The sequence below is a fragment of the Shewanella sp. HL-SH5 genome (genome assembly GCF_051163755.1).
Taxonomy (GTDB): Bacteria; Pseudomonadota; Gammaproteobacteria; order Enterobacterales; family Shewanellaceae; genus Shewanella; species Shewanella glacialimarina.
This window is the reverse complement of sequence record NZ_CP195038.1, coordinates 2,962,081-2,977,603: the sequence shown is the minus strand read 5'-3', so window position 1 is coordinate 2,977,603 and position 15,523 is coordinate 2,962,081. Positions and strand designations below refer to the sequence as shown.

At 40.6% G+C, this 15,523-nt stretch carries 15 protein-coding genes and 1 pseudogene; 11 read left to right on the top strand and 5 right to left on the bottom strand.

The window, feature by feature from the left end; translation table 11 throughout:
- Nucleotides 1-52: 52 nt before the first annotated feature.
- A complete protein-coding gene (locus ACRWQM_RS13025; RefSeq protein WP_434930263.1) occupies nucleotides 53-1,555 on the top strand; it encodes a putative bifunctional diguanylate cyclase/phosphodiesterase in 1,503 nt (500 codons plus the stop codon).
- Between the two features lie 108 nt (nucleotides 1,556-1,663).
- On the opposite strand, the gene ACRWQM_RS13020 is transcribed toward ACRWQM_RS13025, so the two are convergent.
- The gene (locus ACRWQM_RS13020; RefSeq protein WP_434928582.1) at nucleotides 1,664-2,104 is read right to left on the bottom strand and encodes a thioesterase family protein; all 441 of its coding nucleotides are present in this window, start codon (nucleotides 2,102-2,104) and stop codon (nucleotides 1,664-1,666) included.
- 230 nt (nucleotides 2,105-2,334) lie between these two features.
- Here ACRWQM_RS13020 and ACRWQM_RS13015 point away from each other — a divergent pair, with 230 nt between their 5' ends.
- The gene (locus tag ACRWQM_RS13015; RefSeq protein ID WP_434930262.1) at nucleotides 2,335-2,760 is read left to right on the top strand and encodes an OsmC family protein; all 426 of its coding nucleotides are present in this window, start codon (nucleotides 2,335-2,337) and stop codon (nucleotides 2,758-2,760) included.
- A 22-nt stretch (nucleotides 2,761-2,782) separates the two neighbouring features.
- Here ACRWQM_RS13015 and ACRWQM_RS13010 read toward each other — a convergent pair whose 3' ends face one another.
- The 4 genes and pseudogenes from ACRWQM_RS13010 to ettA form a co-directional block, all read right to left on the bottom strand.
- Entirely contained in the window at nucleotides 2,783-3,256 is a 474-nt protein-coding gene (locus tag ACRWQM_RS13010) for an NYN domain-containing protein (RefSeq protein WP_226410678.1), read from the bottom strand.
- A gap of 84 nt (nucleotides 3,257-3,340) precedes the next feature.
- Nucleotides 3,341-4,374: pseudogene (locus ACRWQM_RS13005) on the bottom strand (efflux RND transporter permease subunit); the annotation flags it as partial.
- Between the two features lie 81 nt (nucleotides 4,375-4,455).
- A complete protein-coding gene (locus ACRWQM_RS13000; protein WP_434928585.1) occupies nucleotides 4,456-5,670 on the bottom strand; it encodes a hypothetical protein in 1,215 nt (404 codons plus the stop codon).
- Nucleotides 5,671-5,908: 238 nt separating this feature from the next.
- Complete coding sequence (gene ettA / locus ACRWQM_RS12995) at nucleotides 5,909-7,576, bottom strand: energy-dependent translational throttle protein EttA (protein ID WP_226410674.1); 1,668 nt, start codon at nucleotides 7,574-7,576, stop codon at nucleotides 5,909-5,911.
- A 432-nt stretch (nucleotides 7,577-8,008) separates the two neighbouring features.
- Here ettA and glyA point away from each other — a divergent pair, with 432 nt between their 5' ends.
- The 9 genes from glyA to ACRWQM_RS12950 all read left to right on the top strand — a co-directional run bounded on the left by glyA (nucleotide 8,009) and on the right by ACRWQM_RS12950 (nucleotide 15,523).
- Nucleotides 8,009-9,262, top strand: coding sequence for a serine hydroxymethyltransferase (gene glyA / locus ACRWQM_RS12990; protein ID WP_226410673.1), 1,254 nt, complete (start codon nucleotides 8,009-8,011; stop codon nucleotides 9,260-9,262).
- 127 nt (nucleotides 9,263-9,389) lie between these two features.
- On the top strand, nucleotides 9,390-9,839 hold the full coding sequence (gene nrdR / locus ACRWQM_RS12985) for a transcriptional regulator NrdR (protein ID WP_188840605.1): 450 nt from the start codon (nucleotides 9,390-9,392) through the stop codon (nucleotides 9,837-9,839).
- Between the two features lie 28 nt (nucleotides 9,840-9,867).
- On the top strand, nucleotides 9,868-11,004 hold the full coding sequence (ribD, locus tag ACRWQM_RS12980) for a bifunctional diaminohydroxyphosphoribosylaminopyrimidine deaminase/5-amino-6-(5-phosphoribosylamino)uracil reductase RibD (RefSeq protein ID WP_434930261.1): 1,137 nt from the start codon (nucleotides 9,868-9,870) through the stop codon (nucleotides 11,002-11,004).
- A 57-nt stretch (nucleotides 11,005-11,061) separates the two neighbouring features.
- A complete protein-coding gene (locus ACRWQM_RS12975) occupies nucleotides 11,062-11,718 on the top strand; it encodes a riboflavin synthase (RefSeq protein ID WP_434930260.1) in 657 nt (218 codons plus the stop codon).
- Between the two features lie 145 nt (nucleotides 11,719-11,863).
- On the top strand, nucleotides 11,864-12,967 hold the full coding sequence (ribBA, locus tag ACRWQM_RS12970; RefSeq protein WP_226410670.1) for a bifunctional 3,4-dihydroxy-2-butanone-4-phosphate synthase/GTP cyclohydrolase II: 1,104 nt from the start codon (nucleotides 11,864-11,866) through the stop codon (nucleotides 12,965-12,967).
- A 122-nt stretch (nucleotides 12,968-13,089) separates the two neighbouring features.
- Entirely contained in the window at nucleotides 13,090-13,569 is a 480-nt protein-coding gene (gene ribH, locus ACRWQM_RS12965; protein ID WP_226410669.1) for a 6,7-dimethyl-8-ribityllumazine synthase, read from the top strand.
- 11 nt (nucleotides 13,570-13,580) lie between these two features.
- Nucleotides 13,581-13,985: a transcription antitermination factor NusB gene (gene nusB, locus ACRWQM_RS12960; protein WP_226410668.1), complete on the top strand. Its 405-nt coding sequence runs from the start codon at nucleotides 13,581-13,583 to the stop codon at nucleotides 13,983-13,985.
- An 87-nt stretch (nucleotides 13,986-14,072) separates the two neighbouring features.
- A complete protein-coding gene (gene thiL / locus ACRWQM_RS12955) occupies nucleotides 14,073-15,029 on the top strand; it encodes a thiamine-phosphate kinase (protein WP_434930259.1) in 957 nt (318 codons plus the stop codon).
- Entirely contained in the window at nucleotides 15,029-15,523 is a 495-nt protein-coding gene (locus ACRWQM_RS12950; protein WP_226410666.1) for a phosphatidylglycerophosphatase A family protein, read from the top strand. Before thiL ends, ACRWQM_RS12950 begins: the two co-directional genes overlap by 1 nt.

The window sequence follows — 15,523 nt, the reverse complement described above, 5'->3', positions numbered from 1 at the left end:
TTGCGGATGATAATAATTATTTGTGCTGGTATAACGTGAATAAAACAATTTAATGACTCAGACAGTATATCTATTTAGTGTGCTCATGTTTGCTACCTTACTCGGCATTATCCTGGCTGTTGGTGGCATTTATTGTTGGCGTCTAAAACGATATTTACGCCATCTGACATACACGTTAGAACGCCAGCTACAAATGATTTCTCCCGTTGATTTTGGCCTTGCTCCCAAAGCGTTCACTCCGCTTATTACTGTGTTAACCAATTTACAGAAATCCATTCCTTTTAACGTTGAACGCGACAAGCTCACCGGTTTATCAAATCGAGTCGGTTTTAAGCGCAAAATGCTTAGTCGTATGCCGATAAAACAAGGCATGATTGTGCTAATTGATATTAAACAGTTTCGCTTTGTAAACGACTTATTCGGTTTTGTTTTTGGTGACTCTTTGTTGAAGGCCTTTGCTCATCGTGTTGAGGGTCTACCGGAAAAAGCTCAGTTTGTTGCTCGGATGAATGGCAACGAATTTTTGTTATTTTTCCCCAATAGCGTAAGCGATGAATATTTAATTGAAATAAAGCAGCTGTTGCAACAGCCATTCGAAATAGAACAACAACCGATCAGTGTTACAGTTCAGTTAGGGGTACTAGCTGTAGCGGAACATCATGGCGATGTGAGCATTATGCTGCGTCGATTAGATTTAGCGTTAAAAAAATCTAAGCTGCACCGTAATCATATCGCTTACTACGATAAAGATGACGATAAGAAACAGTATCGTGAGTTATTGATTATAAATAGTTTGCCCAAAAATTTACGGCAAAATAAACTGTTTATGGTTTATCAGCCGAAGTTAGATATTAAGGCCGGTAAGTGTGTTGAAGTTGAGGCTCTTATTCGTTGGCATCATGAAGGTTTGGGCGATGTTTCACCCAATGAGTTTATTCCTTTAGCTGAGAAAACCGGTATGATCGGAATGATCAGCGATTGGGTATTAGAGCAAGTGGTATCTCAGCAGGCTAAGTGGCGAGAGCTGGGGATTAATGTCAAAGTGGCGATTAATTTATCCAGTGCAGATTTACACAATGAGCACTTGGTTAATAATATTACCTCCACACTGCAACGTTATTTAGTTCCGGCTGAATGCTTGATGATTGAAATAACCGAAAGCACCTTGATGGAATCTGTTGAGCACGTAATCAGTACGGTAGAGGCTTTACAGGCAATAGGCATGAAAGTGGCTATTGATGATTTTGGAACCGGTCATTCTTCGCTGGCTTATTTACGCCATTTACCGGTCAATGAAGTCAAAATAGATAAGGCGTTTTTGGAAGGTTTTCAAGATGAAAAACAAGCGCAAAGTATTGTAAAAATGACCATCGCGCTGGCTAAGGAACTGGGATTTGAAGTAACAGTTGAAGGCGTTGAAACGCTCAGTATTTTACAAACGTTAACTGAGTTTGGTGTTGACCGTATTCAAGGAGATTACTTTTCTAAGCCTTGTGATGCCACTGAGTTTGCCTTTGCTTACCCAAAGCTATCCCAATTTCAGGCTTATTTATAATTAGTGATGGTACTTATTGTCACTCGCTAAAGTTATATAGCGTTAATATGACTCATTACCCTGATAACCTTAATAAAACTATTACCGATTAAACAGGCCTTAATAGTATTAAGGCATAGTCTTATTAAGCAATGCAATTAAGTCAGATGTCATCGGTGCGAGTTGTCGGTTTTTATTCATACAAACCATTTCAATATTAGCGGTCACCGCTGCTTTATTGGCATTAGGGCGCCATATCTCTTGCTTCCATATAGTGCGATATTTACTTTCAAAGCAAAATTGAGTTCTAACATCAATAATATCTGCAAATTCCACCCCGTCATGACAAATCATATCGCTTTTATATACCGCAAAACCCAAACCTTGTTCATTCCAAAGTTGTTGCAATACACTCGCCCCAATAACGTGTTCACGGGCACGTTCAAAGTACTTTAAAAAATTAGGATGATAAACCACGCCTGAAAAATCAGTGTCTTCATAATAAATTTGTACGGCAAAGTGAGCGGTATCACTCCAAATGAGCGAGTTGTGATTAGCAGGTTTGTTCATAATTTTCCTAACTGTTTTATCGTTTGTATAAAGCGGTGCATTATTAGCGTGTAAGTCGAAATGAAACGATGGCAGTGTAGAGGATTTTGAACAACTTTTCAGTGAATATATTAAACATAGAATAATGGTATTTTTAGTAACCATTGCCATTATGCAAAAATCAAAGGTATAATTAAATCCATAAGATTTTTCTAATGTAAATTTAATATTGTTGAAATGGATGGTGCTCTATGGCGGACAAAATTATCGAAGTAAACACCACTATGGGTGAAGGTTGGAAAGTGACTGCCCAAATTCGTGAGCACACATTGATCATAGATCAACCCACAGCGGGTAATGAAGGGGCAAACCCATTAGAAACGTTTTTATTTTCACTTGCAGGATGTATTTCTGCCATTGCCAAAATGGTTGCGCGTGATAAAAAAGTCCATATTCGTCAGTTTGATATGCAAGTTAAAGCTGTGGTAAATACTGCAGGATTATCAGGACAGCCAACGGATGACCCAATTGGCTTTAAGCAGATTGATTTAATTGCGACGATTGATGCAGATTTAGATGAACAACAAAAACAGGCATTTCTTGATGAAGTATGTCATCGCTGTCCGGTACACGATAATTTACTCAACCCTACTTTAGTCAGCCATAGTGCTAAATAAAGTGCTTTGAATAACTTGCCGATTATCGCAGCAGTGTAAAATCTATTGGGGTATGCTGCTGACATTGATCTGTGAGCGACTTTGCCGTTAACCGTGGCACACTGATCACATGGGTTAAACAGTCATATTTACGGTTAATCGCTTTAATCAGTAAGTCAAAATCACCGTCCCCTGACAGTAAAATAACTTCATTAACGTCAGCGGACAGTTCAAGCATATCAATGGTAATCCCTACATCCCAATCACCTTTAGCTGAGCCATCACTGCGTTGTATGTAGGGTTTTGTTTTAACCGTAAAGCCGATGTATTTTAGCGCATCTTGAAACTTGACTTGACCATCATCATTTGGCGCAATTGCATAAGCAATTGCATGGGTAATCTCGCCCCTGTCAGCTAATTGTTTGTATAACTCACGGTAGTTAAAGCTGCGATCAAAAGCTTGTTTACAGGTGTAATAAACATTTTGAACATCAACAAACACAGCAATTTTATACATTAATCAACCTTTTGATACATGAGTTTAATAAAGCATTAATAGTGCATGCTACCATATTAAGCCAAGCACTATTAAACTTAAGCATTATGTAAGCTTTGCCTGACGTTGTTTTTCAATCGCCTCTTCTAATTGTTTGGCCACAAAGCCAGGTGATTTGGTTGATGCTGAAATTAACCGATACATAGTGGGTATAACAAACAGGGTTACTAGAGTAGCGAATGCCATCCCAAAAAATATCACAGTACCAACCGCAATTTGAATTTAAATATTAATACCTTGGCTGGTAAGCACTAACCCAATAAACCCGCCGAATATCCCCATAGGAACAGTCAGCATAACAATTAAAGGATTAATAAAACTTTCAAATTGCGCCGCTAAAACTAAGTAGGCAATTAATAACGCTAAGCCAAATACAATGATAACTCCACTTTGAATTTCTTTAAAACCTTTGGATTCTCCAGTATATGCAATGGAGATGTCTGCGGGGATTAATTCGATAGCGCGCTGTTCAAGAAAGCTTAATCCTTCTCCTAAGGGGTAGCCTTCACCTAAGTTAGCTTTGAGGGGAATTGATTTTTGCTTATCAGCGCCTTCAAGAATAGGGCTAGTATCGGCTTCTTGTTGAAGTTCTTGGGCCATTTGAGTAATTCATGATAGTCAGACCCGCCTAATACAAACTTTACAGGTTCGCTAGATTGACCTCTAAAGCCTGGCATCATAGGCCGCACTGTGACATCTGGAATATCTTTAAGGGTTAATGAAATGAGTGCTAAAGCTTGTTTTACATGAGCATTCCTGTCTGCCCAATCTTCTGATTGCATAACAACAAAACCAGTTTGATCACCCGCTCGACCACCAAAGGCCGGTGCTTGAATACTAAATGACTTGAACGTGCCTTGACCTAATAATGGCATTAACCTTTGTTCAACTATGTCCAGATTGGTTATCATGCGGTTATAGCTTGCCCCCTCAGCAGCTTTAATAAAGGTATACAGCACAACGCGATCTTCTTGCGGCGCTAATTGTGATGGTATCAGTAACTAATTGCCACCAAGACAAGCCATAATCACGATTGGTGCAGCAAGTCGCCAGTGTATTGCCCAGGTAAGGGATATTTTGATACGTGGATAAAATAGCGTCATAAAAAAGCCATGCACTGTGGCATGGCTTGATTAAGCGTTAAGCTAATATCGAGTAAATTATTTTTCTACCGGTTCATTGGTAAATTCAAAATTTTGCTTTTTATTTGACGGTGTGACACCCATAAAATACTCATAACCTCGATCAGACAGTGACTTTTTCGCTTCTGGTTCTTTGGTTTCTTTAATGCTTGTTTGATCTGCCATTAAAGTGTATTTAGCTTTTGGTTTTTGCTTGATCTCACCTTTAGGCGATTCAGCGGCAACCCGTGGAGATTCAGTGTTATTAGTTTTTCTTAGGGTTGAACCTGATGAGTCAAAGGTGTAATTAAATACGCCGTTGCCTTCAATATTCTCAACACTTGATTTATCTTTTGATTGGTATGAAGCCAAAATACCATGTTTACCTAATGGAATTTCATGGAAGAGTTCTTTACCAGTACCAATTTTTACACCATTAACAAACCAATCGGCAGGCACATTACTAACCAGAGTGATCATGGCTGAGCTTAAGCCTAATCGTTCGTTGAGTAACTGATCAATTTTGTTGTTATATGATGGTTTAAATTTCATCGCGACTTTGTAGTTTAAGTTGCCATTCATGTTCATGTTGGCATCGACTACTTCGTACGACAACAGCACACTTTTATCGTTCAAAAATGGTGACTCATTACGAGTGTTAGTTAGAATAAAGCTTTTAGACTCTTTCAAACATTCAGTAATAGACTGGTACTTAGAACACTCAGTCGAACCGTTAATATTAACCGGTAGGCTACTACTTGATTTTGATAAATCGCCAATCAAGCGATTAGTGATATCGGTTTTTAGCTTAAATAACTGTTTACTTTGTTCAGTACGCTTACTATTAATCGCGTTGTATTCTGCCAAAATTTCAGTGTTTTCAGCTTCTAACGCTGCCGACTCTTGAACTGAGCGAGTTTCAAGCTCATCAATCTTATTTACTGTTGATTCAATTTGCTTATAGACTTGAGGTAAATTATCTTTAGCAAGAATTTTTTTAGGTAAATCAGTGATTAACATATCATACGATAATTTTTCACTTTCAATTTTTTCAACTAACTCTTCAATATCGAAGGCTTTCTTATTATGTTGGGTAAATTTGTTATTAACTGAAATTAATAGCGCATCAATATCGAATTGATCTTCAATTTGAGTTAGACGTCTTTCTTCTTCTGGGTTGATGACTTCTAATGCAGCAAAAGAGTTGCTCGCAAATAAGCACAATAACGCAAGGCTAATTGAACCGTATCTCACTGATATCTCCGTTGAATAACTATTAGCTTATACAATCGCTGCAAAATGAAATTGTTAACAAAAATCAGCAACGCACAAAATAATCCATTAATAAGTGATAATACTTAACTTGTTAGGGGTTTACAAACAGATTATGGCGAGGATTGAGTATAAATGACAAAAAATTGACGTAATGCGTTGTGTTTCATCTCACAATAATAAAACAGGGGCCGCAGCCCCTGTTGTTTGTAACGTTGTTTTATTTTGTCATGCGCTTATATTTTAAGCGATGCGGCTCAACAATATCAGCGCCATAAGTGCTTTTTAGCCAAGTAGAGTATTCAGTATAGTTTCCTTCATAGAAGTTCACTTTACCTTCATCACGGTAATCTAAAATATGGGTAGCAATACGATCTAAGAACCAACGGTCATGTGAAATGACCATGGCGCAACCTGGAAACTCTAATAACGCTTCTTCTAATGCGCGCAAGGTTTCCACATCTAAGTCATTGGTAGGCTCATCGAGTAGTAATACGTTACCACCAGCTTGAAGCAATTTAGATAGGTGCACACGGTTGCGCTCACCCCCTGATAAAGTGCCGATAATTTTTTGCTGGTCTCCACCGCGGAAGTTAAAACGACCAACATAAGCTCGGCTTGGTATCTCCATATTACCGACTTTCATAATATCCTGACCGCCGGAGATCTCTTGCCAAACGGTATTTTTATCATTCATTGAATCACGGAACTGATCTACTGAGGCTATTTGCACCGATTCACCCACAGAGATAGTGCCGCTATCAGGTTGTTCTGTACCAGATATCATTTTAAACAATGTTGACTTACCCGCGCCGTTAGCACCAATAATACCGACAATTGCGCCTTTAGGCACAGTGAAGGTTAAATCATCAATTAATACCCGATCGCCATAGGATTTAGTTAAGTTGGTAATCTCAATGACTTTATCGCCTAAGCGTGGTCCAGGTGGAATGAATAGTTCATTGGTTTCATTACGTTTTTGGTAATCGTTAGTGTTTAACTCTTCAAAGCGCGCCATACGTGCTTTGCCTTTGGATTGACGGCCTTTAGCACCTTGACGTACCCATTCTAATTCTTTGGCGATAGTCTTTTGACGCGCACTTTCTGTGGCTGACTCTAGCTTGAGACGATCATTTTTCTGTTCTAACCAAGAAGAGTAGTTACCTTCCCATGGAATACCTTCTCCGCGGTCAAGCTCTAAAATCCAACCAGCAGCATTATCCAGGAAGTAACGGTCATGGGTAATCGCCACTACGGTGCCGGTATATTCTTGTAAAAAGTGTTCAAGCCAAGCAACCGATTCAGCATCTAAATGGTTGGTTGGTTCGTCAAGTAGCAGCATTTCAGGTTTTTCAAGTAACAAACGACAAATAGCAACTCGACGACGCTCACCACCCGATAATACTTCAATTTTCTCATCCCAATCAGGCAGACGTAATGCATTGGCAGCGCGCTCTAATACATTGTCTAGATTATGTGCATCCTGGGCTTGAATAATAGCTTCTAATTCGCCTTGCTCTTTTGCTAATGCATCAAAGTCTGCATCAGGCTCAGCATATAAAGCATAAACTTCATCTAAACGAGTCAGCGCGTTTTTTGCTTCGCTTACCGCTTCTTCAACCGCTTCACGTACGGTTTGGTTTAAGTTTAATTTCGGTTCCTGTGGTAAGTAACCAATTTTAAGGCCTGGCATAGGCCGAGCTTCGCCCTCAATCTCAGTATCAAGACCAGCCATAATGCGCAGCAGTGTTGATTTACCTGAACCGTTTAAACCTAATACGCCGATTTTTGCGCCAGGGAAAAAACTTAAAGAGATGTCTTTTAAAATCTGCTTTTTAGGTGGGACAATTTTGCCCACTCTTAGCATGCTATATACAAATTGAGCCATGAGGTTCCAACATTGATTAACACAGAATAGGATGATTCTAATGGAATCTTAATCGAACTTAAATCTGATTTTGATTGTTATAAGTCGATTTTTATATCTTGTGACGTGCTAACTCGGATTTGCTAGAATTTAGTCTAAACAGCAAGCTGAACTTACAGTTATGTTTACCTGCTAAATATAAGCATTTAGAGTCGTAAAAATAGAACAGTGTTTTTGGTGACTGTTTTACGCATTTTGCAGCTTAAAAAAATGTTTAAATTGCCGAGGTGGAAAAAGTTACCGATTGTAAATTAAGGTGATTTTCAATTTCGCATGAGATTTTCTATTGTTGTTTAGTAACTAAATTCATGCTGTAAAGGCTGGGATTGTTTGCATTTGCAGAGTAGAATACCGCGCAACCCTACTAATATAAAACCTACCGTTGGAGTTACCATGCTTAAGAAAGCGATGAATATAGCGGATTACGATCCAGAACTATTTAAAGCCATTGAAGATGAAACTTGTCGCCAAGAAGAGCACATCGAGTTAATAGCATCTGAAAACTATACCAGTCCACGTGTTATGGAAGCTCAAGGTTCACAGTTAACTAATAAATATGCTGAAGGCTATCCAGGTAAGCGTTACTACGGTGGTTGCGAGTATGTTGATGTTGTTGAAACCTTAGCCATTGAACGTGCTAAAGAGTTATTTGGTGCAACTTACGCCAACGTACAACCGCATTCAGGATCACAAGCAAACAGTGCAGTATTTATGGCGTTGTTGAAGCCAGGCGACACTGTACTTGGTATGAATTTAGCTCACGGCGGTCATTTAACCCACGGTTCACCAGTTAACTTTTCCGGTAAATTATATAACATCATTCCTTATGGTATTGATGAGTCGGGCAAAATCGATTATGACGAAATGGAACGTTTAGCGGTAGAGCATAAACCCAAGATGATGATTGGTGGCTTCTCTGCTTATTCTGGTATTGTTGACTGGGCCAGAATGCGTGAAATAGCGGATAAAATTGGCGCATACTTTTTTGTGGATATGGCGCACGTTGCGGGCCTTATTGCTGCAGGTGTTTATCCAACTCCAGTACCTCATGCACATGTTGTTACTTCTACAACGCATAAAACATTAGCTGGCCCACGTGGCGGTATCATTATTTCTGCAGCTAATGATGAAGACTTATACAAAAAATTAAACTCTGCTGTGTTTCCTGGTGGCCAAGGCGGCCCATTAATGCATGTTATTGCTGGTAAAGCGGTTGCGTTTAAAGAAGCACTAGAGCCTGAGTTTAAAGTTTACCAACAACAAGTTGTTAAAAACGCTAAAGCAATGGTTGAAGTATTTTTAGCGCGCGGATACAAAATTGTTTCTGGCGGTACTGAAAACCACTTAATGCTTGTTGATTTAATCGGTCGCGACTTAACCGGTAAAGAAGCTGATGCAGCGTTAGGTAGTGCCAATATCACGGTAAATAAAAACTCAGTACCTGATGATCCACGTTCACCATTTGTCACTTCAGGTGTTCGTATTGGTACCCCAGCTATTACTCGCCGTGGCTTTAAAGAAGCTGAAGCGAAGCAATTAACGGGTTGGATTTGTGACATTTTAGATGACGCACAAAACCAAACTGTGATTGATAGCGTAAAAGGTCAAGTGTTGGCCTTATGCGCTAAGTTCCCTGTTTACGGATAATTCCTACTGCACGGAATATCCTTTCATCACTAATGCTATCCCTAAAGGTTAGCTTAACCTTGATGAGTAAATAGGATAAACTTTAATGGCCACTAATTTTAGTGGCCATTTTATTTTCGGAGGTTCAATGCATTGTCCATTTTGTAGCGCGACTGATACTAAAGTTATCGATTCACGTTTAGTGGCAGATGGCCACCAAGTTCGCCGTCGCCGTGAATGCACAGAATGCCATGAACGTTTTACAACCTTTGAAGGTGCAGAGCTAGTCATGCCTAGGGTGATAAAGCGCGATGGCAGCCGCCAACCTTTTGATGAAGAAAAACTTCGCGGTGGTATGTTACGTGCGGTGGAAAAACGTCCAGTATCTATGGATGAAATCGAACAAGCAATTACTAAAATTAAGTCCACATTACGCGCGACAGGTGAGCGTGAAATTGATTCTGAGATGATAGGTAATTTAATGATGGATCAATTAATGAGCCTAGATAAAGTCGCCTATATTCGATTTGCCTCTGTTTATCGTGCTTTTGAAGATGTGTCACAATTTGGCGAAGCGATTGCTAAATTGCAAAAATAAACTTCCCCTAGGACTTGAGTAACTTTTTATGACTAGCTTTAGTGTATTTGATACCCAAATGATGGGTCGTGCGATTCAGCTGGCGCGAAAAGGTCTTTATACTACGCGCCCCAATCCATCTGTTGGCTGCGTACTTGTCCAAGACTCAATTATTATTGGTGAAGGTTATCATCAAGTTGCGGGTCAAGGACATGCTGAGGTCAATGCATTGGCTGATGCCGCTAAACAAGGACATTCTACCGTTGGTGCTACAGCCTATGTGACTTTAGAGCCTTGTAGTCATTATGGACGTACTCCGCCCTGCGCTTTAGGGTTAATTAATGCCCAGGTTGCTAGAGTCGTTATTGCAGTGAAAGACGCTAACCCTCAAGTAGCCGATAACGGTATTGCCATGTTGCAAGATGCAGGTATTCAAGTTGAGGTTGGTTTATTAGCCGCTGAAGCTTTGACGTTAAACCTAGGGTTTATGAAGCGGATGAAAACCGGTTTGCCATGGGTTACGGTGAAAGTTGCCGCCAGTTTAGATGGCAAAACTGCCTTGTCTAATGGTGTTTCTAAATGGATTACCGGTCCCGCAGCAAGACAAGATGTGCAACGAATGCGTGCCCGCCATTGCGCGTTAATCACTGGCGTTGAAACTATTATTGCAGATGATCCTAGTTTAAATGTGCGTTATGAAGAACTTGGCAGCTTGAAAAGTTCGCTTTCACCCACATCTCTACAGCAGCCATTAAGAGTCGTGTTAGATTCCCAAGCCCGATTAACCGCAGATTTTATGCTATTCAGTATTGAAACACCGATTCTATTAGTTTCAACCTGTGGCTACTCTGATGTTGTACAAGCACTTTTTCCTAACCATGTTAGTTTGCTGCAGGTAAAAGCAAATAGTGCAGGGCGTGTGTGTCTTAATATCTTGTTGAAATATTTGGGCGAAAGTTGTAACTCAGTGATGGTTGAGGCGGGTGCGACACTTTCTGGCAGTTTTATTGAGCATAATCTGGTCGATGAACTGGTTTTATACCAAGCGCCTAAGTTATTAGGCAGTGAAGGCCGCAACATGCTGAGCTTAACTGATTATCAATCAATGGATCAAATACCTAAAATAGTATTAAAAGATCAACGAAATGTCGGCCAAGACACACGATTTGTATTTGGTTTAAGCTAAAATATCTCATCATTAATGTTCAATTCTGTTGGGCAGAAATAGGAAAAGTGACTCTCTATGTTTACAGGCATTATTGAAGCCCTAGGCACCTTGCGCAAAATTGAGCGCAGAGGTAACGATATTCGGTTAACTGTGGCTAGCGGTAAACTCGATTTATCCGATGTAAAATTAGGCGACAGCATTGCCACAAACGGCGTCTGTTTGACCGTAGTACAATGTTTAGCTGATGGCTATGTTGCCGATGTTTCTGCTGAAACGGTTACTTTAACAGGATTTGCACATTACCAGGTTGGCCAGAAAGTTAACTTAGAAAAGGCTGTGACAGCAACAACACGTTTAGGTGGTCATATGGTCAGCGGCCATGTTGACGGTATCGCTAAAGTTGATGGGCGTCAGTATCGCGGACAAGCGATTGAGTTTTGGTTGTCAGCTCCTGCTGATTTAGCTAAATACATTGCCCACAAAGGTTCAATTACCATAGATGGTGTGAGCTTGACCGTAAATGAGGTTAAAGGTCATCAATTTAGACTTACTATTGTGCCGCACACGGCAAGCGAAACGACCTTAACCGAGTTAAAAGCAGGCGCTAACGTAAATATTGAAGTGGACTTAATTGCCCGATATCTTGAACGATTAATGCAGCCGCAGGATGAGCAGCAACCTAAATCAGGTGTCACTCTGTCTATGTTAGCCAATGCTGGCTATATGAAATAGTCCGTTGAATTTTATCAGAAAGTGCTTTGAGCTTTATAAGAACCTATTCTACGCTTTATAGAACAGTATTTTGACTCATGTTTTGCTTTGAATATTTTGAGCTGAGCATAAATAATCACCCTAAATAACAATTAAAGGTCCCTACATGGCTTTACACAGTATAGAAGAAATCATCGAAGACATTCGTCTCGGTAAAATGGTTATCTTAATGGATGACGAAGACCGTGAAAATGAAGGCGATCTGATCATGGCAGCCGATTGTGTCACGCCTGAAGCCATCAATTTTATGGCCACTTTCGGCCGTGGCCTAATTTGTCAAACAATGACAAAAGCACGCTGTCAGCAGTTAAATTTGCCTTTAATGGTGACCAACAATAACGCTCAATTCTCAACTAATTTTACCGTATCTATTGAAGCGGCTGAAGGTGTTACCACAGGGATATCTGCCCACGACAGAGCAGTAACTGTAAAAGCTGCTGTGGCCAAAAACGCCAAAGCATCAGATTTAGTTCAACCAGGGCATATATTTCCTTTGATGGCACAGGATGGTGGCGTATTGATCCGCGCAGGTCATACTGAAGCGGGTTGTGACTTAGCCCGTCTTGCCGGGTTTGAGCCGTCAGGTGTTATTGTTGAAATTTTGAATGAAGACGGCACTATGGCTCGCTGTCCTGATTTAGAAGTATTTAGTGAGAAGCACGGTATTAAAATTGGCACAATTGCCGATTTAATTGAGTATCGTAATAACAAAGAAACCACCGTTGTACGTGAAGCAAAATGTAAATTACCTACTCGTTTTGGCGAGTTCGACATGGTGACATTTAGAGACACTATCGATAATCAACTCCATTATGCTTTGATCAAAGGCAATGTGGGTGATAACACACTCGTACGTGTCCATTTACAAAATACTTTCAATGATTTATTGCATTCAGAACGCGATCAAAAACGCAGCTGGCCGCTTGAAAAAGCGATGGCGCGAATCGCCGAGCAAGGTGGTGTATTAGTGTTACTTGGAAATCAAGAACACACCAGCAGCATGCTTGCTAAAGTGAAGTCATTTGAAGCTGAGGATAATGGTCAAGCAATGGCCCCAGCTCCGTGGCAAGGTACGTCACGTCGTGTTGGAGTCGGGTCACAAATTTTATCAAGCCTTGGTGTCACCAGTATGCGCTTGTTGAGTTCGCCTAAGCAGTATCATTCTTTGTCGGGTTTCGGCTTGGAAGTAACTGAATATATTTCGGAATAAATTGTTAATAAATTCAATTTAAAATTTTCAATAATTGCATTGCGCTCAGAGTGGTCGGCTGTGTTATCATACCGCCTCTTTCGCCCAGGCTGGGTGCTTTAGCTAAATTAGGTAAGATAAAAATGAACATAGTTCAAGGTAATATCGAAGCGAAAAATGCAAAAGTGGCGATCGTAGTATCGCGTTTCAATAGCTTTGTTGTTGAAAGTCTGCTTAGTGGCGCACTAGATACTTTAAAACGTTTTGGCCAGGTTCCAGATGAAAACATTACTGTTGTGCGCGTACCTGGCGCCGTGGAATTACCACTAGCTGCTCGTCGAGTTGCTGCAAGTGGAAAGTTTGATGGCATTATCTCACTTGGTGCTGTGATCCGCGGTGGAACACCTCATTTTGATATGGTTGCCGGTGAATGTAATAAGGGACTTGCTCAAGTAGCATTAGAGTATGACATCCCCGTTTCTTTTGGTGTGTTAACAACTGATACCATTGAGCAAGCCATTGAGCGCTCAGGTACAAAAGCGGGCAATAAAGGCGGCGAAGCTGCATTAAGCTTGCTTGAAATGGTTAACGTGCTTCAAGAGTTAGAAAAACAGTTGGTATAGTAGGAAATTTAATGAAGCCTTCAGAGCGCCGCAAGGCACGCCGTTTAGCCGTTCAAGCTATTTATTCATGGCAGCTAACAGACAACAATGTTGCTGATGTTGAACATGAGTTTTTAACCGAACAAAGTTTAGACGGTGTTGATGTTGCTTATTTTCGTGAGCTTTTAGCGGGCGTTACAGCTAAAGTCGCTCAGATAGATGAATTACTAAAACCACACTTAGACCGTGATTTTAGTGAAGTATCACCGGTTGAAAAAGCCATAGTACGTTTAGCAACATTTGAGCTGACCTTCAAAAAAGATGTCCCTTTTAAGGTTGCCATCAATGAAGGTATCGAACTTGCTAAAGCTTTTGGAGCTGATGATAGTCACAAGTTCGTCAACGGTTTGTTAGATAAAATCGTTAGAAATAAGTAATCCTAGAAACGGTATCTTCGGATACCGTTTTTTTTGTATTAACATGCTTAAAAATAAGGTGGGCGGGTTTTTCCGACCAGTGCTAGCGTGAAAGAATTCCAACTTATTGAACAATTTTTTAAAAACCGTGGACAAAAGCGTCGTGATGTCATCTTAGGCATTGGCGATGATTGTGCTTTGGTACAGCCCGCCGAAGGTAAGGTGATTGCTATTTCATGCGATACCTTAGTTGAAGGCGTGCATTTTTTTGCTGATATGCCAGCACATGCTCTTGGCTATAAATCACTGGCAGTGAATTTGTCTGATTTAGCTGCCATGGGAGCTGAGCCTGCCTGGATGACATTAGCGCTATCTTTACCTGAGGTAGATACTCAATGGCTTGCTGATTTTAGTAATGGATTATTTGAAATCGCAGACTACTATAGTGTCGCTTTAGTGGGGGGCGATACCACTCGAGGACCCCGCTGTATAAGCCTGACCATTAATGGGCAAATTCCTAAAGGTAAATCGTTAAAGCGCAGCGGTGCAAAAGTCGGTGACTGGATATATGTGACCGGAACTTTAGGGGATTCAGCCCTTGGACTCGATATGCTGCGGGGAGTGCAAGCGGTTAAGCCAGAGTATAAAGAATATTTACTGAACCGACATTATTATCCCACCCCAAGGGTGCTAGCAGGACAAGCGTTACGTGGTCTTGCATCTAGTGCGATTGATTTATCTGACGGTTTAGTCTCAGATCTGTCCCATATTCTTAAAGCATCTAATGTAGGTGCGACTATTAATGCTAATGCAATTCCATTGTCTAGCTCACTAAAAAACAGCGTGACAGCTGAACAAGCTCTAGCCTATGCTCTGACTGGGGGGGAAGATTATGAGCTATTATTCACTGTACCCGAGTCACAGCGTGGCGCAATAGATACCGCCTTAATTCATTCGGGGGTGAAGTTTGTTAACGTTGGTCAGATTTGTTCTGGTGATAAAGTCAAATTCACTTTAGACGGCCAGCCCTTCATGCCAGAGTTTAAAGGTTTCGAGCATTTTTAATGAAGTTATTCTCTCAAGACCCGGCGGTGAAACGTTTACGTCTATCTAATCCTATTCACTTCCTTGCACTGGGTTTTGGCAGCGGCTTAGCGGCTAAAGCCCCTGGCACCTTCGGCACTATTGCAGCCATACCTTTATATCTATTAATGAGTCACTTAAGTCTGCCAGTATATTTAGCTTTGACGCTATTAATCGTGCTGGTGGGGTTTTATATTTGCGATAAGGCAGCAAGTGATATGCAAGTGCATGATCATGGAGCTATTGTGTGGGATGAAGTGGCAGGTTTACTTATCACGTTAATTGCAGCTCCAGCAGGATGGATATGGTTATTAGTCGGTTTTGGTTTTTTCAGGTTCTTTGACATCCTCAAACCCTGGCCAATCAGGTGGTTAGATGCCAAAGTACATGGCGGCTTTGGCATTATGATTGATGATGTTTTAGCAGGTGTTTTTGCATTTATGTGTTTGCAGGCATGTGCTTATTTTTTCGGATAA